A 19,387-nucleotide genomic window follows, 5' to 3' on the forward strand; every position below is an offset into this window, starting at 1 on the left:
AAGCAATTCCAAACTCTAGCCTTTAGGAACGACGTACCGGCTTAAATCACGCTGAGACAATCAAGGGCAATGGCCAACTCTTCGTTGGTCGGAATCACTAGCACGGCAACGGCTGAGTCGTCGGTGGAAATCTGCCGCGCATCGCTCGCAGGTTGGTTATTGCGTTGTTCGTCGATCTCGATACCCAGCGAGCCGAGTCCGATCAGCGTGTCGCGCCGCACCGCCGCCGCGTTCTCGCCGATGCCGGCGGTAAACGTCACCACGTCGGTATGCCCCAATACCGCCAAATATGCGCCGACGTATTTACGCAAGCGGTACACGAACACGTCGTAGGCCAACTGTGCTGTGGCATCGCCGGATTGAATCATCTCCCCTAACCGGCGAAAGTCGCGTTCACCGGCCAATCCCAACATCCCGGAGCGTTGGTTGAGCATGGATTCGACATCGTCGACGCTCAGCTTCGCTTCCCGGCACAAATACCCGATGATGCCGGGGTCGATGTCGCCGCTGCGGGTGCCCATCACCAGGCCCTCCAATGGAGTCAGACCCATCGAGGTGTCGACGGGCCGGCCACCGGCGATCGCCGAGGCTGACGCGCCGTTACCCAGATGCAGCACAATCTGATTCAGCTCGCCCAGCGGCCGGCCCAGAAACGCCGCCGCCTGCTCGCTGACGTACTGGTGCGACGTGCCGTGAAAACCGTACCGGCGGATCCGCCACTTCTCGGCGAGCTCATGCTCGATGGCGTAGGTCGCGGCTGCCGCGGGCAGGTCGTGAAAGTACGCGGTGTCGAAGACAGCGACATGCGGTAAATCGGGCAGCATCTTGCGGGCCACCTCGATACCGCTCAGTGCCGGCGGATTGTGCAGCGGGGCCAGCGACGACAAATCCTGCAGCGTGGCGATCACCGTGTCGTCGAGGACGGTGGGGCGATAGAACTTCGTGCCGCCGTGCACAACGCGGTGCCCGACCGCCGCCAGCCCGCAGCTTTTCAGGTCGATGTCGTCTTCGGCCAACTGGTCGAACGCCGCCCGGAGCGCCGCGTCGTGGTCGGCGACCGGCGACGACGGCTCGCCGATCTGCTCGATGATGCCGTCCGCCAGCGATGTGCCCGAACCAGCTTGGATCAGCTGGTATTTCAGCGACGACGAGCCGGAGTTGATCACCAGCACAACGCGCTCGGTCATGTGCCTTGCGCCTGGATCGCGGTGATGGCGACGGTGTTGACGATGTCTTCGACCAATGCCCCACGGGACAGGTCGTTCACCGGCCTGTTCAAGCCCTGCAGTACCGGACCGACCGCGATGGCGCCGGCGCTGCGCTGCACCGCCTTATAGGCGTTGTTGCCGGAATTGAGGTCGGGGAAGATCAGGACGGTTGCCCGGCCGGCGACCGCCGAGTCGCGCAATTTGGTGGCTGCCACCGACGGGTCGACGGCGGCGTCGTATTGGATTGGGCCTTCTACCAGCAGATCGGGCTGTCGCTTGCGCACCAATTCTGTTGCTGCCCTGACTTTGTCGACGTCAGCGCCGGAGCCGGACTCGCCGGTGGAATATGACAGCATGGCGACCCGCGGCTCGATGCCGAACTGGGCGGCGGTGCGCGCCGAGCTGATCGCGATGTCGGCGAGCTGCTCGACCGTCGGATCCGGCACGATTGCGCAATCGCCGTAAGCCAACACCCGATCCGGCAGGCACATCAGGAAAATACTGGACACCGTGTCGACATCCGGGGCAGTCCGGATGATCTCGAACGCGGGCCGGACGGTGTGCGCGGTGGTGTGCGCCGCGCCGGACACCATGCCGTCGACATGGGAGTTGTACACCAGCATCGTGCCGAAGTACGACCCATCCTGCATGACCTCGCCGGCCCAGTCGACCGTGACCCCTTTGGCTCTGCGGAGCTCGGCGTACTGGTGGGCGAACTTTTCGCGCAGCTCGCTGCTGATCGGATTCAGCACCTCGGCATCGGACAGGTCTACTCCGAGCTCTGCTGCCCGGGAACGGATCTCGGTTTCGTCACCGAGAATGGTCAGGTCCGCTACCCGTCGCCGCAGCAGCCGCCCCGCCGCATGCAGGATGCGGTCGTCGTCTCCTTCGGGCAGCACGATGCGCTTGCGGTCCGAGCGCGCTCGCTCCAGCACCTGGTAGGCGAACATCTGCGGCGTGGTGACGGATGGAATCGGAATTGCCAACCGCGCCAACAAGTCCGAGACGTCCACATTGCGCTCCATCAACGCCAACGCGGTGTCGACCTTGCGTTGCGACGTCGCGGTCACCCGCCCGCGGGCCGTCGCGGCGGCACTGGCCGTTTCGAAGGTGCCGGTCGTCGTTGCGATGATCGGCAGCCGCAGCCCCAGCCCGGACACCAGCGCCGCGATCGCCGGGTGCGGCTCCAATCCGCCGTTGAGGATGAGGCAGGACAGCGATGGAAACCCTTCGGCCGCATGGGCGCTGGCCACCGCGAGCACGACGTCGGAGCGATCACCCGGGGTGATCACTGCGACGCCTTCGGTCAGCCGCTCCAGCACGTGTTCGGCGGTCATGCCGGCGACCAACACACCGCTCACTTCGCGATCCAGCAGGGCGCTGTCGCCGCTGATCAATGTTCCGTCGACGGCGTGCTGCATCTCGGTGACGGTCGGCGCGACCAGCAGCGGTTCGTCGGGCAGCACGTAGGTTTGCGGTTCGAAATGCTGCAGTGCCGCGGCCACCGCCGAGACGTCGGCCGGTGCGCAGCGGTTGGCGACCACCGCCGCGGTGTGAGCGTGCTGGGCGGCAAGTTCGGCCAGGCACACGTCGACGACCCGGACGACGTCGTCGGGGGTCCGGTCCTTGGCGCGCACCGTCAACACCACCGGCGCCCCGAGATTCACTGCGATGCGGGCGTTGACCGACAGCTCGGTGGGCGTCGCGACGTCGGTGTAATCGCTGCCGACGATCACCACCGCGTCGCACGCACCGGCCATCGCGTGGAACCGTTCGACGATTTCGGCGATCGCGGCGTCGGTGTCGTCGTGCAACTGCTGGTAGCCAACGCCGACGCATTGCTCATAGCGCAGGTCGGCGGTGGCGTGAGCCAGCAGCAACTCCAGGATGTAATCGCGGGGCTCGGGTCGAGCAATCGGGCGGAATACCCCGACCCGGGCCACCGTGGCCGTCAGCAGGTGCACCACCCCGAGCGCGACCGTCGATTTGCCGGTGTCGCCTTCCGGCGAGGTGATGTAGACGCTCGAGGTGGCCACGTCAGCCGAGCCGCCGCAAGCGCGGCGCGAGGTCCTTTTGGAAGAGATCGAGGAACCGGCGCTGGTCGTGACCGGGCGCGTGGAACACCAGGTGGTTGAGGCCCCACGTGACGTACTGGCCGACCTTTTCGACGGCCTCGTCGGGGTCCGACGCCACGATCCAGCGTTTGGCGACCTGTTCGATCGGCAGCTCGTCGGCTGCCTTCTCCATCTCGATCGGGTCGTCGATGCTGTGCTTCTGCTCGGCGGTCAGCGACAGCGGCGCCCAGAATCGGGTGTTCTCCAATGCCAGTTCCGGGTCGGGGTCGTAGGAGATCTTGATCTCGATCATCTTGTCGATGTCGTCGACATTGCGCTCAGCGGCGGCCGCGCCTTCGTGCACCGCCGGGATGAGCTTTTCCCGATACAGCTCCTCGCCCTTGCCGGAGGTGCAGATGAAGCCATCGCCGGCGCGGCCCGCGTATTTGGCCACTGCCGGACCGCCGGCGGCGATGTAGATCGGCACTCCGCCCTCGGGCACGTCGTAGATCGAAGCGCCCTTGAGTCGATAGTAGTCGCCGTCGAAGTCGACCCGGTCGCCGCGCCACAACTCGCGCATCAGCCGTACCGATTCGCGTAACCGCGCGAAGCGCTCTTTGAACTCCGGCCAGTCGCCCTCGTAGCCGGTCGCGATCTCGTTGAGAGCTTCGCCGGTGCCCACGCCCAGGAAGATGCGGTCCGGGTACAGGCAACTCATGGTGGCGAACGCCTGCGCCACGACGGCGGGGTTGTAGCGGAACGTGGGGGTCAGCACCGAGGTGCCCAGCAGGATCCGGTCGGTGCGCTCACCGACCGCGGTCATCCAGGACAGCGAGAACGGCGCATGCCCACCCTCGTGTCGCCACGGCTGAAAGTGGTCGCTGACCGTGGCGCTGTCCATACCGTGAGCCTCGGCGGCAACCGCCAGCTCGACGAGCTCCCGCGGCGCGAATTGTTCCGCCGATGCCTTGTATCCGAGTTTCAGTTCAGCCACGCTGTCGTTTCTACTCCACGCGACGATCGCAAGCGCGGCGGAGCCGGGCGAAGCGGGTCGCCGCCAATATTCCGTAGTTATGCTCGCGGGCATGGCACCGGCGCTGACGGCCATCACCGGAACCGTGCACCTCGCCCAGGGCGAGGCGGTCAACTGGCTGCTGGTCACCGACAACACCGGGGTCATGCTGATCGACGCCGGCTATCCCGGCGACCGCGACGACGTGCTGGCCTCGCTGCGTGAACTGGGGTATCAGGCCGGCGACGTCCGCGCGATCCTGCTCACCCACGCCCACATCGACCACTTCGGCTCGGCGATCTGGTTCGCCAAAACCCACGGGACCCCGGTGTACTGCCATCCCGACGAGGTCGGCCACACCAAGCGGGAGTATCTGGAACAGGCGTCGCCGCTGGACGTCGCGCTGCGGATCTGGCGACCCCGCTGGGCGGTGTGGGCGGTGCACGTGGTCCGCAACGGCGGCCTGATCCGCGAGGGCATTCCGACCGCGCAGCCGCTGACGGCGGAGGTGGCCGCGGGCTTACCCGGCCAGCCGCTGGCCATTCCCACTCCCGGGCACACCGGCGGGCACTGCTCGTACCTGGTCGACGGTGTGCTGGCCAGCGGCGATGCCTTGGTCACCGGCCATCCGTTGCTGGCACGCAGCGGCCCGCAGCTATTGCCGGCGGTGTTCAGCCACAGCCAGGACGACTGCGTGCGCAGCCTGGCGGCGCTGGGCTTGTTGGAGACCGAGATTTTGGCTCCCGGTCACGGCGACTTGTGGCGCGGGCCGGTCCGTCAGGCCGCCGAACAGGCCCGTGCGCTCGCTCAAGTCCGCTGAACGCGGTCACAATTCGGTCACGGTGCAGATCACGATTCGTTAAGAACTCTCACGCTTCCGCTACCGCTCTCGTCGATTGCTTACCGAAAACGGCCGCAATTGAGACTCATTTCACGCGCGTGTGCCGGTCATGCACCGCGGCACCGGTTTTCGGAGATTTTCACACAGTTGACGCTCTTCGAGCCGCGCGTACTTTGGGCCTCGGGTGTCGGCAACCCCAATCCAATCACCGTGCAATTCGAGGAAACAACCAATGATGAAATTCCGTGGTATGACCGCGCGCCGACAAGCCGCCGGCATCTCCGCCGCCTGCTGCCTTTTCGGGAGCCTGGCTGCAACGACGATCCTGGCGCCGACGGCGTCCGCAGCGCCGGACTGCAGTCCTGCCGGGGTGCAGAACACTGTCAACTCGGCGACCGGGTCGGCTCGCCAGTACCTCAACGGCCACCCGGATGCCGACGCTGCGGTGACGGATGCGTTCAGCCGGCCGCGTCCGGAAGCGGCGGCCAATCTGCGCACTTACTTCACTGCGCACCCGCAGCAGTACCACGACCTGCGGGGCATCCTGGCGCCGATCGGCGACACGCAGCGTCAGTGCAACACCACAGTGCTCTCACCCCAGCTGCAGTCGGCCTACGACGAGTTCATGGCCGGCTGAACGTCGAGGTGATCCCGCAGGGTTCGACCGGTGTACCGGGTGCGGTAGACACCGCGGTCCTGCAATAGCGGGACGACCCGGTCGACGAATTCGTCGAGCCCGTGCGGGGTCAGGTGCGGCACCAGGATGAACCCGTCGCAGGCATCGGCTTGCACGTAGCGGTTCATCTCGTCAGCGATCTCGGCGGCTGTCCCGACGAATTGCTGACGGCCGGTAACGGCGATCACCAGTTCGCGGATGGTCAGGTTTTCTGCCCGGGCACGTTCCCGATAGAGCTTGGCCACCGCGACTGGGTCGCCGTGCCGCACCCGGCCCTGGGTGATCCCGCTGTCACCGGTTGGTTCGACGTCGAGCAGCGGGCCGTCGGGGTCGTAGGCCGACAGGTCGCGACCCCACACCTGTTCGAGCATGGCGATTGCCGTCGGGCCGCTGACCTGCTGGTGACGGATGTGCTGCGCCTTCTCGGCCGCGTCGGCGGCGCTGTCGCCCAGGACGAAGGTGGCCGCGGGAAACACTTTGAGCGCGTTAGCGTCTCGGCCAGCAGCTGCCGCTCGGCCTTTGACGTCGGCGGTGTAACGCTGCCCGTCCTCCAGCGAGCCATGCAGCGTGAACATGGCGTCGGCGTGCCGCGCTCCGAACGATCGGCCTTCCGGCGAGTCGCCGGCTTGCAGCAGGACCGGATGGCCCTGCGGTCCGGCCGGCAGTGTCGCCATTCCGCGCACGTCGAATTGTGCGCCGTGGTGTTCGACGTGCCGGATGCGGCTGGGATCGAGGTAGATTCCGGCGTCGACGTCAGCCAGCACGGCGCCGGAGGCCCAGCTGTCCCAGAATTGACGTGCTACTGAAAGGAATTCGTCGGCCCGCTGATACCGGCCGGCGTGTTCGAGGAACCCACCGCGACGAAAGTTCGCCCCGGTGAACGCGTCTGACGAAGTGACGATGTTCCAGCCGGCCCGACCTTCGGACAGATGATCCAAGGTCGCGAATTGCCGTGCCACTTCGAAGGGTTCGTTGAAGGTGGTGTTGATGGTGCCGGTCAGGCCGATCCGGTCGGTGACGCCGGCCAACGCGGCCAGCATGGTGAAGGTGTCCGGGCGGCCCACCACATCCAGGTCGTAGATGTGGCCGCGGTGCTCGCGCAGCCGCAGTCCTTCGGCCAGAAAAAAGAAGTCGAACAGTCCGCGTTCGGCGGTGCGGGCCAGATGCGCGAACGAGTCGAACTCGATTTGGCTGCCTGCGGCCGGGTCGGTCCACACCGTGGTGTTGTTGACGCCCGGGAAATGTGCGGCCAGGTGAACCTGCTTCATTCGCACAGGCCCCAGCGTCTGGCGATCAATTCATGCGAGCGCAGCCGGTCCTCGTGGCGATGGGTGACCGAGGTGACGACGAGCTCGTCGGCGCCGCTGACCCGCTGCAGCGCGGTCAACCGGTCGGCTACCTCATCAGGATTGCCGACGAATTGTGTTGCCAGTCGGTCATTTACCACCGCCAGCTGCTCGTCGGTGAGTGGCGGGCAGTCGTTTGGGTCCGGATAGGGCATCGCGCCGTCGCCGGCCCGAATGGAGTACACCCACTGGCCGTAGCTGGAGGCCAGCCGTCGTGCGGTTGCGCTGTCGTCGCCGACGACGATGTCAGCTGAGATCACCACATAGGGCTCGGCCAGTGTCGCCGACGGTGTGAACGCGGCGCGGTAGGCGTCGACGGCGTCCAGCGCAGTGGCCGGGGTGAGGTGATAGCTGGCGACGAAGGGCAGCCCCAGCGCGCCGGCCAGCTGTGCGCTTTTGCCCTTGCTGCTGCCGAAGATCCACGGCGTCAAGCCGGTTCGCTCACCCGGTACCGCGCGGACGTCGAACCCGTCGGCCTGGTAGCTGCCGTCGAGCATGGCCAGGATGTCGCCGAGTTGGTCGGCGAAGTCGGGTGCGACGGCCTCGGGTTGCTGCAGGATCGCCATGGTGGCCTGCACACGTTCTTTATTGAGCACCGTGCGCAGGTCGAATGGCGGCGGCACCACCACCCCATCAATCTCACGCCACTCGCGAGGCAGTTCAATCTTGGGCCGTGGCTTGCGCGGTTTGTTGGTCCTGCGGCGTTGCCCGGAGCGGCCCACACCGAGGTCGATGCGGCCCGGGTGGAATGCCTCGAGCATCCCGAAGCTTTCCACTACCGCGGCGGCGGTGGTGTGGCTGAGCTGTACCGCTGCCGAGCCGACCCGAATCGTGTTGGTAGCGGCGGCGATCTGGCCGATCAGCACCGCCGGCGATGAGCTGGCGACGGCGACGAAGTGGTGTTCGGCGATCCAGAACCGCCGATATCCCCACTGCTCGGCGTGCTGCGCCAAGTCGACGGTGTTGCGCAGCGCGGTCGCGGCGTCGCTGCCGGCGCTGATCGGCGCCAGGTCGAGGACGGACAACGGGACATTGGTCATCGAACGACCGCCGCGTATCGGTTGGGCGCCAACGGCAATCCAAGGCGCTCGCGCAGCGTCTCGCCGTCCCGGTAACGACTGCGGAACACGCCGCGCTGCTGCAGTAACGGCACTACTTCATCGACGATCACCGGTAGGTCGACGACGTTGACGGCCGGCCGCAGCCGGGCGCCCTGGATGCCTTGCTGCTGCCAATCCAGCAGCAGATCCACCAATTCTATTGCGCTGCCGCCGAACACCAGCGCATCAGATCGGAAGTCAGCGTCACCGCCGAACGCCACCACCACGTCGGCGTAGATGTTCAGCCGCGGGTCCACCTCGTCGAGAATCGCGCGCAGTGACATCTCATCCGTCGGTGTGACGAACACGAGATCGGCGCTGGCGGCGGCGAACTGGTAGATGGGCGTTGCGTGGGCCAGCGCGGCCACCACCGGTTGGCCCTGGGGCGGCCGCGGGGTGATGGATGGGCCTTTGACCGTGAAATACCTTCCGGTGAAGTCGATGTAGTGCAGTTTGTCGCGGTCGACGTAGCGTCCGGTGCCCACGTCGCGGATCACCGCGTCGTCCTCCCAGCTGTCCCAGAGCCGGCGCACCACCTCCACGTAGTCGGCGGCCTCGTCGAGCAGGTCGCCGGATGCCTCGCGTCGGCCGAACAGGGCCGCCTCGTGCGCGGTTGCGCTGACCCGGGCCTGCCAGCCGGCCCGTCCGTGCGACACGTAGTCGAGGGTGGCGATGGCCTTGGAGATGTGGAACGGCTCGGTGTGGGTGACGGTGGCCACCGGAATCAGCCCGATGTGCCGGGTCGCCGGCGCGATGCGGGCGGCGACCAACACCGCGTCGCCGCGTCCGGCCAGCCGACGTGGATCGATCGCTTCACGGCGCCCAGGTTGGGGCATCAGCGTGTCGTCGATGGTGAGGAAGTCGAGCAGTCCGCGTTCGGCGGTGGCGGCCAGGCCCGTCCAATAGCCGCCGGTGAGCATCGATTCGGCCGCCGGGTTCGGGGTGGCGCGCCAGGCCTGCGGGTGCCATCCGTAGCCGTCGAGGGCCACGCCCAGGTGCAGCTGCTCGGTCATCGCAGCTCCTTCGCGAACGCCATCGGGTAGACCGGTTCGGTGGAGGGCAGCGGCTCGGCCAGCCGGGTGTAGCCCGCGGCGTGATACAGCGCCTCGGCCTCGGGTTGACGATCGCCGGTCATCAAATAGATCCGCCGATAGCCGCGAGCGGTGATCGCCGCCTCGAGCTCGACCAGCAGTGCTGCCGCCAGGCCGCGGCGACGATATGACTGGTCGGTCCAAATCCGCTTCAGCTCAGCCGTTTCGGCGTCGAAACGGCGAAACCCGCCGCCAGTGACCGGCACACCGTTCAACACGCCGATCAGCCAACCACCGTCGGGTGGGCTGAATTCGGCCGCCGGATAGTCGCGCAGCCAGGTCAGCACGGCCTGCGGGGCGCCGCCGTAGCGCTGGGCGTACTCGGCGGCCAACTCGGTCAGCAGTGGCTGCGTCAGCGGATCGTCCTGGCCGACCGGCACGAACTGGAGGGATTCTGGCATCACCTAACTGTCTACCGTGGATCGCCCGGCCGCATTCCTGGGCTGACGTTCCCGAGACCGTGAACGGACTGACCGGCCGGTCAGGGCACGGCGATGATATCCAGTGCGCGATGCACGCCGAGAAAATCCGCTTCGTTGCGGGTAAAGAGCGGGACTCCCAAAGCCACTGCAACCGCGGCGATGAGTAAGTCAAATCGGCGCGGCTTGGGGTTTCGGCCGATAGCGCGGACATTTGCACACAATGCTCCATAGACGCGTGCGGCGGCCGCGTCGAATGGAATCGGCGCAAATGTGTTGACGATCCAGTGGTACCGCTGCTCGCGAGCCGCGTTGACGAGCGGATCGTCGGTGTGCAGTCCATAGGACAATTCGGCGAGCGTGATGGTGCTGACCGCGGCGGTTGCGGTATGCGCGGCGATGGCATCAGCCGGAAAGCCGATCACGACGGAGGTGTCGAGCAATACGCGTTCATGCATCCGGTTACCTGACATGGCGCCACGGATCGATGTCACTGTCGTCGACGGTGTCATCAAGCGCACGCAACTCCGCAGCGAAGTGCTCTGCGTTCCAGTCGGGAAGTCCGGCGGCGCCGGCAGCGATTTCCGCTACCGCGACGAAACGTGGCCGCTCGCCTGCATTGGTGCGCTTATGCGGTACCAGGTCCGCCACCGGAACACCGTTTCTCGTCACCGTGAAACTGTCCCCGCGCTCGACGCGGCGCATGATCGTGCCGCTGTCGTTGCGCAACTCGCGCTGACTGATGGTGCTCTTCATGGTCATGGCAGCACTGTAGCACCCAGGTGCTACGCCGTGTAGCACCTGTCGTGAGTAATCAGTACGTATAGGCGCATACCGGTATTGACAATTTCTCGATACCAATCAGGAGGCGTGCCAGTTCGCTGCATTAATTGGCGCCACTCAACGTTCGGTATATCGCGATTGCCATGGCCCGAGCCTGCTCTCATGGCTGGCTCTGCGAGAGTGGCGAGATGACTGACTCAACCCGCAAGGACGGTGGCCGCCGGCAGTTACAGATGACCCTGGGAGTACTCGGTGCCATTCCGTTCGCTTCGGGACTGGCCGGGATGCTGGTCGGACCGAGGGCTCTGCCCGGCGACGACAGCAGGGTCGGAGCGTCCCTCGATAGTGAGTATCGGTTCGTCAACGCCTTCTGGTTCGCTGCAGGGCCAGTGATCTGGACCCTGCTGCCACGCATCGAGCGAGAATCGACCGCATTCCGGCTCGTGGGAGCCACCACGTTCGTCGGAGGCTTGGCCCGGCTGGTTTCGTGGCGTAAAACGAGCCGTCCACACCCGAACTTTGTGATGGCGATCGGCATTGAGCTGATCGGCATGCCTGCTCTCCTGGCGTGGCAGCGTCATGTCTCCAAGATGGCCAGCATCGATGGCAAGTCCGCCATCAGGGTGAACCGGTAGCGGATTCGCAGCGTACGCGCACCCACGGCCACAACTTGCCGATTGGGCGGCACGCGATTTTCCCGCTGCCCGCCGTCAGGTCTCGGAGCGACGCAATGTTAGTGCGACCACCGCCCGCCATCCCAGCAACAACACCGCGGTCACCACCGACGCAACCACGACAAAACTGGCCGCCACCCCGGCCGAGCTGACCTTGCGCAGCAGCATTCCGACCACAACCGTGCTGATCCACACCGTCACGCCGGTCGGAGCCAGCGCCGTCGGGCGCCGCCACCCTCGCGAGAGCAGCCAACCCAAAATCGTGCCGATCAAAAACGGCCATGCCGTCGTCGCCACACCGGCGACGTCGAACCCCTCGTCGTGGCTGCGCCGGCCGAGAGCACAGAACACCAGGACGCAGCCCACGTCAACGCCCAGCCAACCCAAAGCCCGCCGTAGTCGCATGCCGCGACAGTACCGAGGCTTGACCACCACCCGGAATGAATATAAATTCGTCCAGAATGAACGCCAATTCACCCTACGAAGACATCACTTACGAGATCGACGCCGCCGCGGCGATCATCGCGATCAACCGGCCACACCGCTACAACGCCTTCACCGGCAAGACCGTCGAGGAACTCGTCAAGGCGTTCCGCGCCGCGTGGGCCGACACCCGAGTGTCGGCGATCATCTTGACCGGCGCCGGCGACAAGGCGTTCTGCACCGGCGGCGACGTCAAGCAGCGGGCGGAGACCGGCGATTACGGGCCCACTGAGAGCGGCATGTTCGAAATCGGCTACCTGCACAAGCTGATTCGCGATGTCCCCAAGCCGGTGATCGCCGCGGTCAATGGAGTCGCCGTCGGCGGCGGACATGTGCTGCATGTGCTGTGTGACTTGTCGATCGCCGCGGAACACGCGACGTTCGGCCAGGCCGGACCGCGGGTCGGATCGTTCGACGCAGGCTTCGGATCGGCGTATCTGGCGCGAGTGGTTGGCGAGAAGCGGGCCCGGGAAATCTGGTTCCTGTGCCGCCGCTACGACGCCGCCACCGCCGAACGCTGGGGCCTGGTGAACTACGTGGTGCCCGCCGACCAACTGATGGCCGAGGCCAAAGCCCTGGCGGCGGAGATCGCAGAGAAGAGCCCGACCGCCTTGCGTTTCCTCAAGCAGTCGTTCAACGCAGACACCGACCACCAGGCCGGGTTGAGCAACATGGCGATGTCGGCGCTGGAAATCTTCGTGCACACCGACGAAGGCCGAGAAGGCGCGCAGGCGTTCGCCGAAAAGCGTCCCGCCGAGTTCGGCCGCTACGTGACGGCCTGAGGAGAAGCCGCAGATGAGCAAGCTCGCACTGGTGACCGGCGCCGGATCGGGTATCGGCAAGGCGATCGCACTGGGGTTCGCTGGCCGGGGCGACCGGGTCGTCGCCGCCGACCTCGACGAAGCTGCTGCCGAGGCCACCGCCAAAGAACACCCCGAGTTGATCGCTGCCCTGCCGGTCGACATCGCCGACCGCGCACAAGTGGACACCCTGCGTGACCGCACCCACGCCGAGGTCGGCGTGCCCGACGTCTTGGTCAACGCCGCCGGCTGGGACCGGACCGACCAATTCCTCAACGCCACAACGGAGTTCGCTGAAAAGGTGGTGGCGATCAACTACCTCGGCCCCGTGCACATGTGCAGCGCGTTTCTGCCGGGCATGATCGAAGCCGGTGGTAACGGGCGGGTCGTCAACTTGGCCAGCGACGCCGGACGGGTGGGCAGCGCGGGTGAAACCATCTACGCCGGCGCCAAGGGCGGCGTCATCGCGCTGACCAAGTCGCTGGCCCGGGAAATGGCCCGCCACCAGATCACCGTCAACTGCGTGTGCCCCGGCCCGACCGACACCCCACTGTTCGCGGCGCAACCGGACAAGCTGAGAGAGGCTCTGGTCAGAGCAATCCCGTTCCGCCGACTGGCCCGCCCTGAGGAAGTCGCCGCGCCAGTGCTGTTCTTCGCCTCTGAGGCCGCGTCGTTCATCACCGGCCAGGTGATCAGCGTCAGCGGCGGACTTACGATGGCGGGATGATGAGCTTCGACCCGTATGACCCGCTCGGCCTGGATGCGTCGTTGTCCAGCGACGAGATTGCGGTGCGGCAGACGGTCCGTGATTTCTGCGTCGAGAATGTCACCCCATATGTCGCCGACTGGTTCGAAGCGGGCGACCTGCCGGTGGCCCGCGAGCTGGCCAAGCAGTTCGGCGAGCTGGGCCTGCTGGGTATGCACCTGAAGGGTTACGGCTGCGGTGGTGCATCGGCGGTGCACTACGGGCTGGCCTGCACCGAGCTCGAAGCCGCCGACTCAGGAATCCGCTCACTGGTGTCCGTGCAGGGGTCGCTGGCGATGTTCGCGATCTGGAACAACGGCTCCGAAGAGCAGAAGCAGCAGTGGCTACCGGGCATGGCCGCCGGCGAGCTGCTGGGGTGCTTCGGGCTGACCGAGCCCGACGTGGGGTCCGATCCCGCAGCAATGAAAACCCGTGCGCGACGCGATGGTTCGGACTGGGTGCTCAACGGCCGCAAGATGTGGATCACCAACGGCACGGTGGCCGATGTCGCGATCGTATGGGCCGCCACCGAAGACGGAATCCGCGGATTCATCGTCCCCACCGACACACCCGGATTCACGGCCAACACCATTCACCACAAGTTGTCGCTGCGGGCATCGATCACCTCCGAGTTGGTGCTCGACGACGTTCGGCTACCCGACGACGCAATGCTGCCGAACGCCAAAGGCTTGCGCGGGCCGCTGGCCTGCCTGTCCGAGGCGCGGTACGGCATCATCTGGGGATCGATGGGCGCCGCACGGTCGGCCTGGCAATCCGCGCTCGACTACGCCACCCAGCGCACCCAATTCGACCGTCCCATCGCAGGATTCCAGCTGACTCAAGCCAAACTCGTCGACATGGCGATCGAGCTGCACAAGGGGCAGCTGCTGTCGCTGCAGTTGGGCCGACTCAAAGACAGCGTCGGGCTGCGGCCGGAGCAGGTCAGCTTCGGCAAGCTCAACAACACCCGGGAAGCGATCGAGATCTGCCGTACCGCGCGAACCATCCTGGGCGGCAACGGAATATCCTTGGAATACCCGGTGATCCGGCACATGGTCAACCTGGAATCGGTGCTGACATACGAGGGCACCCCGGAGATGCACCAACTGATACTGGGGCAGGCCTTCACCGGCCTGGACGCCTTCCGATGAGCGCGCTGAGCTACACAGCCGAACACCACCAGTTCCGGGAGCTGGTGCGTGGCTTCGTGCAACAGACTGTGCTGCCGGCCCACGAGAACTGGGAACGGGCCGGGTGTTGGGAGCGGTCGCTGTTCACCGAAGCCGGAAAGCTCGGGCTGCTGGGCTTTCCGGTGCCTGAAGACCTCGGCGGCCCGGACGTCCACGACTTTCGCTACCACGCAATCGTTGTCGAAGAACTGCAGCGGGCCGGCGCAGCCGCCGAGGCGATCGCGTTCTCGCTGCAAAACGACGTCGTGCTGCCCTATCTCACCGACATGACCACCACCGAACAGAAGCAACGCTGGCTGCCCGGAGTGGTGACTGGCGAGACAGTGCTCGGCATCGCGATGACCGAGCCCGGCACCGGCAGCGATTTGGCCGGCATCCGCACGACGGCGGTCCGCGACGGTGACCACTACGTCGTCAACGGCGCGAAAACCTTTATCTCCAACGGCCAGAACGGCGACCTGTTCGTCATCGCGGTCCGCACCTCGGCCGAAAAGCACAAGGGACTGTCGCTGCTGGTGGTCGAGCCGGACACTCCGGGATTCAGCCGCGGCCGCAACCTGGAGAAGATCGGCCTGCACGCCCAGGACACCAGCGAGTTGACCTTCACCGACATGCGGGTTCCCGTCGACAATCTGCTCGACGAAGAGGGCAAGGGCTTCTACCAGTTGATGAGCAACCTTCCCCAAGAACGACTTTCGCTGGGTGTCGGTGCCGTGGCCGCCGCCGAAGGGGTGCTGGCCGAGACTCTGGAGTATGTCCGGCAGCGGCAGGCGTTTGGCTCGCCGATCGCCGACTTTCAGAACACCCAATTCGTACTCGCCGAACTGGCCACCGAACTCGACGTCGCCCGGACCTTCCTCGACGACTGCATCGCCGAGCACCTGACCGGTGAGCTCACCGCCGCGCGCGCGGCCCGGCTGAAGTGGTGGACCACCGAACTGCAGGTGCGGGTGGCCGACCGCTGCCTGCAACTGCATGGCGGGTACGGCTACATGCGGGAGTATCCGGTGTCGCGGGCGTTCGTCGACGCGCGCATCCAGACCATCTACGGCGGCACCACCGAGATCATGAAGACGATCATCGCCAAGGATCTGGGCTTCTGATGGTGCTCGACTACGGCGAGCTTCCAGTCGAGGAGGCCGTGCGCGCCGTACGCGCCAGCACGCGACGCCGTCAGTTGCTCGACGCGGCGGTTACGGTGATGGGCCAGAAAGGCTTTCACCAAATGTCGATGCAGGATCTGGCGGCCGAGGCCAACGTCAGCGTCGGGCTGATCTACAAGTACTTCGGCGGCAAGGAGGATCTGCTGCTGGCGACGATCGTGCGGATCCAGGATGCCTTCCGCGATCAATTGGCCCCGGTCATGGAAGCAGCCGGCGCGGATCCCGCCGAACAGCTGGCCGCCGGAATCGGGCGCTACATCGAGATCGTCGACGAAAATCTCGACGCGGTGGTGCTGACCTACCGGGAAAGCCGCACCCTCGACGCGGCCGGGCGTGCCCAGATCAAAGAACTGGAGATCGCCACCGCCGCACCGCTGCGATCGGCGATCGAGACGGGTATCGCCGACGGCACGTTCCGCGACGCCGACGTGGATCTGGTGGTCTTCGACATCATGCTGCTCGCACACGGATGGGCCTTGAAGCATTGGCATTTCGGGCCCAACTACAGCCTTGGCGATTACATCCGCCTACAGACGGAGCACGTACTCAACTCGTTGCAGTGTCGAGGCCGTGAATGACCGCACGGATCTGATGCTCGACGGCGCTGCCGGCGACGAACAACATCTCGTCGCCGGCCTCCAGCACGTCGTCCGGTTGCGGAAGGATGATCTGGTCGCCGCGCAGCACGGTGATCAGCGCGGTGTTCTCCGGTAGCGCCAAGTCACGGACCCGTTGACCGACGAGCGGGCTGTCGGCGGGCAGCGTCAGCTTTTCCAGGTTCGCCTGACCCCGCCGCAGCCCCATCAATCGCACCAGGTGGCCGACATCGATGGCGCCCTCGACGCCGGCGACCATCGCCGTCGGGGTGGAGACCGCCACGTCGACGCCCCAGGCGTCGGTGAACAGCCACTCGTTGCGCGACTCGTTGATTCTCGCTACCACCTTGGCCACGCCGAACTCGGTCTTGGCCAGCAGCGCCGCGGCGAGGTTCACTTTGTCATCGCCGGTGGCGGTGATGACCACATCGCACATCTCGATGCCGGACTCTTCGAGCGAGGTCAGCTCACACGCGTCGGCAAGCAACCACTCCGCATCGGGAACGGCGCGCGGCTCGTAGTGCCGGGGGTCGCGCTCGATCAGCAAGACTTTGTGCCCGTCGTCGAGCAGTTCCCGCGCGACGGACCGACCGACAGCGCCTGCGCCCGCGATCCCGATCCGCACCTCTGGTCTCCTCACCGCCGTTGCCCGGGGTGGTACTTCGCCGGTACCACGGCATTCACTAGCGTTGGTACTGATTTACCGGCCTGAACGCAACTCCGGTGACCTTTGCTGCACGCCGTAGGCGGGATGTTCCGTCGCGCGTGCGCAGGCCCGACGAGGATGACATGACCCTGCAGCAGCTGTACGTGGCGCTGCTGATCGGCGGCGTTGTGCTGCTGGCCAGCATCGTCGCCACCCGGTTGGCGGCCCGGGTGGGTTTGCCCAGCCTGTTGCTGTTCCTCGCGGTCGGCGTCGCGCTCGGCAACGACGGGCTCGGGCTGGACTTCAGCGACGTTCAGCTCGCCAGTGATCTCGGCACCGCGGCGCTGGCCGTCATCCTCATCGAGGGCGGTTTGACCACGAGGTTCGCCGATATCCGGAAACTGCTGGCACCCGCCGGTGTCCTGGCCACCCTGGGCGTCTTCGTCAGCATGGTGGTCACCGCTGCCGGTGCGCACTTCCTGCTCGGGATCAACTGGCAACTTTCGCTGCTGCTGGGTGCCATCGTTTCCCCCACGGACGCCGCCGCGGTCTTTTCCATCCTGCGCGTCCTGCCACTGCCGAGGCGTGTTGCGGGGCTGTTGGAGGCCGAGTCCGGATTCAACGATGCGCCGGCGGCCATTCTCGTCCTGATGCTCAGCGCCACGCCGCTGACTTTTGCGCCCGGACCCGCCATCGCCGGGGTGGTGTACGAGTTGATTGCCGGCGCGGCAATCGGATTGGCGTGCGGGCTGGTCGGCGCCATCGCGCTGCGGCGCGCGGCACTGCCGGCCTCGGGCCTCTATCCGCTCGCGACGTTCGGGCTGGGCATGGTGGCCTTTGCCGCGGCGGGCAGCGTGCACGCCAGCGGGTTCATGGCCGCCTACTTGTCCGGAGTTGTGTTGGCCAACTCCGGGCTGCCGCATCGCTCGGCAACTCGCTCCTTTGCACAGGGGCTGGGCTGGCTCGCCCAGATTGGCCTGTTTGTTCTGCTCGGCCTGCTGGTGAGTCCGGGCCAGCTGGCCGGAGATTTGGTGCCGGCGATCGTCATCGGAGCCGTCCTGCTGCTGCTCGGCCGACCGCTGTCGGTCATCGCCTCACTTGCGTGGTTCCGGGTGCCGTTGCGCGAGCAGGTGTTTCTCTCGTGGGCCGGACTACGCGGCGCGGTCCCGATCGTGTTGGCGACGTTTCCGATTGTCGAAGGTGTTCAGGACAGCTACCGACTGCTCAACATCGTCTTCGTCCTGGTGGTGGTGTTCACGCTGGTGCAGGGCCCCAGCTTGGGCTGGATTGCGCACTGGATGAGGTTGATCTCCCGCGAAGCCACCCGGGAAATCCAAGTGGAAGCGGCTCCGCTGGACGTCCTGGAGGCTGAACTGCTGACGATGACGGTGTCCAAGGCGTCCCGGCTGCACAACGTCTCGCTCCTGGAGCTGCGGCTACCCGAACCCAGCGCCATCACCCTGATCATCCGCGACGGCAGCACGTTCGTGCCCCAGCCGGACACTCGCATCGAGGCCGGCGATGAGCTGCTCATCGTCACCACCGCCAAGACACGCGCGTCCACCGAACGGCGACTGCGGGCGGTCAGCCGTCGCGGCAAACTCGCGTACTGGTTCGACGAGTACGGCGAACCAGATTAAGACCGGGTTCCACGCCGAACTTGACACCTGTAAAGTCGCTGGCCATGGACAACATCAGGGGTAAGACCGTCGTCATCACCGGCGCTGCCCGGGGTATCGGGCACGCGACCGCCAAGGCGCTGCTGGCCCGCGGTGCGCGGGTGGTCATCGGCGACCGCGACATCGACGTGCTGGAAAAAGCCGTCGCGGGGTTGAGCAGTCTGGGTGCGGTGTCGGGCCATCCCCTCGACGTCACCGACCGGGAGTCGTTCGCGGCCTTTCTCGACAAGGCCAGCGCCGACGGCGGCGGGCACATCGACGTGCTGATCAACAACGCCGGTGTGATGCCGGTAGGCCCGTTTCTGCAGCAGTCCGCCGAGGCCATCCGCTCCTCGATCGAGGTCAACTTCTATGGCGTGCTCACCGGCTGCCAACTGGTGCTGCCGGAAATGGTCAAGCGCCGCAGCGGCCACATCGTCAACATCGCATCGATGGCCGGCATGGTGGCAGTCCCGGGCCAGGTGGTCTACGCCGGCACGAAGTTCGCTGTAGTCGGGCTCTCCAGCGCGATGGCCGACGAATTCGCCCCGCAGGGCGTCAACGTCAGCGCGGTATTGCCGACCTTCACCAATACCGAATTGATCTCCGGCACCGCTACCACCGCCGCGACCAAGCCGGTGCAGCCCGAAGACGTTGCCGCCGCAATCGTCAAGGTGCTCGACAAACCGAAAGCGCAAGTGTCCGTGCCCGGCTCGTCACGGTTTATCGGCATCGTCACGATGTTGCTGCCGTCTCGGGGCCGGCGTTGGCTGGGCAAGAAGATGGGCACCGACACGGTGTTCCTCAACTTCGACAGCACCGCCCGCGCGGCCTACGAGGACCGCGCACAGCACGCGACGGGCGTCGTCGAGCACAAGGACTGAGCACTGGCCTGACCGAAG

Annotated in this window: 21 protein-coding genes; 10 read left to right on the forward strand and 11 right to left on the reverse strand. The window is 66.0% G+C overall.

Annotated elements, in window-relative coordinates; translation table 11 throughout:
• Positions 1-41 precede the first annotated feature (41 nt).
• Genes AC5Y49_RS12945 through fgd form a run of 3 tightly spaced genes read right to left on the reverse strand, consistent with a single transcriptional unit; the run spans position 42 to position 4,256 of the window.
• Positions 42-1,187: an acetate kinase gene (locus AC5Y49_RS12945; RefSeq protein ID WP_499887545.1), complete on the reverse strand. Its 1,146-nt coding sequence runs from the start codon at positions 1,185-1,187 to the stop codon at positions 42-44.
• Positions 1,184-3,244 carry a phosphate acetyltransferase gene (gene pta / locus AC5Y49_RS12950; RefSeq protein ID WP_499887547.1) on the reverse strand — a complete coding sequence of 687 codons (2,061 nt, stop codon included), beginning with the start codon at positions 3,242-3,244 and terminating at the stop codon, positions 1,184-1,186. The genes AC5Y49_RS12945 and pta overlap by 4 nt, the downstream gene beginning before the upstream one ends.
• A gap of 1 nt (position 3,245) precedes the next feature.
• Positions 3,246-4,256: a glucose-6-phosphate dehydrogenase (coenzyme-F420) gene (fgd, locus tag AC5Y49_RS12955; protein ID WP_499887548.1), complete on the reverse strand. Its 1,011-nt coding sequence runs from the start codon at positions 4,254-4,256 to the stop codon at positions 3,246-3,248.
• Between the two features lie 91 nt (positions 4,257-4,347).
• Between fgd and AC5Y49_RS12960 the strand changes: the two genes are divergently transcribed.
• Together AC5Y49_RS12960 and AC5Y49_RS12965 are read left to right on the forward strand one after the other, a co-directional pair.
• The gene (locus AC5Y49_RS12960; protein ID WP_499887549.1) at positions 4,348-5,094 is read left to right on the forward strand and encodes an MBL fold metallo-hydrolase; all 747 of its coding nucleotides are present in this window, start codon (positions 4,348-4,350) and stop codon (positions 5,092-5,094) included.
• A gap of 256 nt (positions 5,095-5,350) precedes the next feature.
• Positions 5,351-5,752 carry a heme-binding protein gene (locus AC5Y49_RS12965; protein WP_499888000.1) on the forward strand — a complete coding sequence of 134 codons (402 nt, stop codon included), beginning with the start codon at positions 5,351-5,353 and terminating at the stop codon, positions 5,750-5,752.
• On the opposite strand, the gene AC5Y49_RS12970 is transcribed toward AC5Y49_RS12965, so the two are convergent.
• From AC5Y49_RS12970 to AC5Y49_RS12995, 6 genes are all read right to left on the reverse strand, one after another.
• Positions 5,728-7,059: an NtaA/DmoA family FMN-dependent monooxygenase gene (locus AC5Y49_RS12970; protein WP_499887551.1), complete on the reverse strand. Its 1,332-nt coding sequence runs from the start codon at positions 7,057-7,059 to the stop codon at positions 5,728-5,730. The genes AC5Y49_RS12965 and AC5Y49_RS12970 overlap by 25 nt on opposite strands.
• A complete protein-coding gene (locus AC5Y49_RS12975) occupies positions 7,056-8,177 on the reverse strand; it encodes an LLM class flavin-dependent oxidoreductase (RefSeq protein ID WP_499887553.1) in 1,122 nt (373 codons plus the stop codon). Before AC5Y49_RS12975 ends, AC5Y49_RS12970 begins: the two co-directional genes overlap by 4 nt.
• Positions 8,174-9,250, reverse strand: coding sequence for an LLM class flavin-dependent oxidoreductase (locus AC5Y49_RS12980; protein ID WP_499887555.1), 1,077 nt, complete (start codon positions 9,248-9,250; stop codon positions 8,174-8,176). The genes AC5Y49_RS12975 and AC5Y49_RS12980 overlap by 4 nt, the downstream gene beginning before the upstream one ends.
• Complete coding sequence (locus AC5Y49_RS12985; RefSeq protein ID WP_499887557.1) at positions 9,247-9,729, reverse strand: GNAT family N-acetyltransferase; 483 nt, start codon at positions 9,727-9,729, stop codon at positions 9,247-9,249. The genes AC5Y49_RS12980 and AC5Y49_RS12985 overlap by 4 nt, the downstream gene beginning before the upstream one ends.
• A gap of 80 nt (positions 9,730-9,809) precedes the next feature.
• Positions 9,810-10,205, reverse strand: a complete 396-nt coding sequence (locus AC5Y49_RS12990) for a PIN domain-containing protein (RefSeq protein ID WP_499887559.1) — start codon at positions 10,203-10,205, stop codon at positions 9,810-9,812.
• Between the two features lie 4 nt (positions 10,206-10,209).
• Entirely contained in the window at positions 10,210-10,509 is a 300-nt protein-coding gene (locus AC5Y49_RS12995) for a type II toxin-antitoxin system Phd/YefM family antitoxin (RefSeq protein WP_499887561.1), read from the reverse strand.
• 209 nt (positions 10,510-10,718) lie between these two features.
• Here AC5Y49_RS12995 and AC5Y49_RS13000 point away from each other — a divergent pair, with 209 nt between their 5' ends.
• A complete protein-coding gene (locus AC5Y49_RS13000) occupies positions 10,719-11,165 on the forward strand; it encodes a DUF4345 domain-containing protein (RefSeq protein ID WP_499887563.1) in 447 nt (148 codons plus the stop codon).
• 75 nt (positions 11,166-11,240) lie between these two features.
• Here the strand turns inward: AC5Y49_RS13000 and AC5Y49_RS13005 are convergent, their stop codons facing one another.
• Positions 11,241-11,609, reverse strand: coding sequence for a DUF3054 domain-containing protein (locus tag AC5Y49_RS13005; RefSeq protein ID WP_499887565.1), 369 nt, complete (start codon positions 11,607-11,609; stop codon positions 11,241-11,243).
• A 56-nt stretch (positions 11,610-11,665) separates the two neighbouring features.
• Here AC5Y49_RS13005 and AC5Y49_RS13010 point away from each other — a divergent pair, with 56 nt between their 5' ends.
• The 5 genes from AC5Y49_RS13010 to AC5Y49_RS13030 are packed head-to-tail and all read left to right on the forward strand — an operon-like array spanning position 11,666 to position 16,163.
• Positions 11,666-12,469, forward strand: a complete 804-nt coding sequence (locus tag AC5Y49_RS13010) for an enoyl-CoA hydratase-related protein (RefSeq protein WP_499887566.1) — start codon at positions 11,666-11,668, stop codon at positions 12,467-12,469.
• 13 nt (positions 12,470-12,482) lie between these two features.
• Positions 12,483-13,214, forward strand: coding sequence for an SDR family NAD(P)-dependent oxidoreductase (locus AC5Y49_RS13015; RefSeq protein ID WP_499887567.1), 732 nt, complete (start codon positions 12,483-12,485; stop codon positions 13,212-13,214).
• Entirely contained in the window at positions 13,211-14,383 is a 1,173-nt protein-coding gene (locus AC5Y49_RS13020; RefSeq protein ID WP_499887569.1) for an acyl-CoA dehydrogenase, read from the forward strand. Before AC5Y49_RS13015 ends, AC5Y49_RS13020 begins: the two co-directional genes overlap by 4 nt.
• Positions 14,380-15,525, forward strand: coding sequence for an acyl-CoA dehydrogenase family protein (locus AC5Y49_RS13025; RefSeq protein WP_499887570.1), 1,146 nt, complete (start codon positions 14,380-14,382; stop codon positions 15,523-15,525). Before AC5Y49_RS13020 ends, AC5Y49_RS13025 begins: the two co-directional genes overlap by 4 nt.
• Positions 15,525-16,163, forward strand: coding sequence for a TetR/AcrR family transcriptional regulator (locus AC5Y49_RS13030; RefSeq protein ID WP_499887572.1), 639 nt, complete (start codon positions 15,525-15,527; stop codon positions 16,161-16,163). Before AC5Y49_RS13025 ends, AC5Y49_RS13030 begins: the two co-directional genes overlap by 1 nt.
• On the opposite strand, the gene AC5Y49_RS13035 is transcribed toward AC5Y49_RS13030, so the two are convergent.
• Positions 16,132-16,806: a potassium channel family protein gene (locus AC5Y49_RS13035; protein WP_499887574.1), complete on the reverse strand. Its 675-nt coding sequence runs from the start codon at positions 16,804-16,806 to the stop codon at positions 16,132-16,134. The genes AC5Y49_RS13030 and AC5Y49_RS13035 overlap by 32 nt on opposite strands.
• A gap of 164 nt (positions 16,807-16,970) precedes the next feature.
• Between AC5Y49_RS13035 and AC5Y49_RS13040 the strand changes: the two genes are divergently transcribed.
• The gene (locus tag AC5Y49_RS13040; protein ID WP_499887576.1) at positions 16,971-18,467 is read left to right on the forward strand and encodes a potassium/proton antiporter; all 1,497 of its coding nucleotides are present in this window, start codon (positions 16,971-16,973) and stop codon (positions 18,465-18,467) included.
• A 44-nt stretch (positions 18,468-18,511) separates the two neighbouring features.
• On the forward strand, positions 18,512-19,369 hold the full coding sequence (locus AC5Y49_RS13045) for an SDR family oxidoreductase (RefSeq protein WP_499887578.1): 858 nt from the start codon (positions 18,512-18,514) through the stop codon (positions 19,367-19,369).
• Positions 19,370-19,387 lie beyond the last annotated feature (18 nt).

This window comes from Mycobacterium sp. NGS62 (assembly GCF_059812285.1).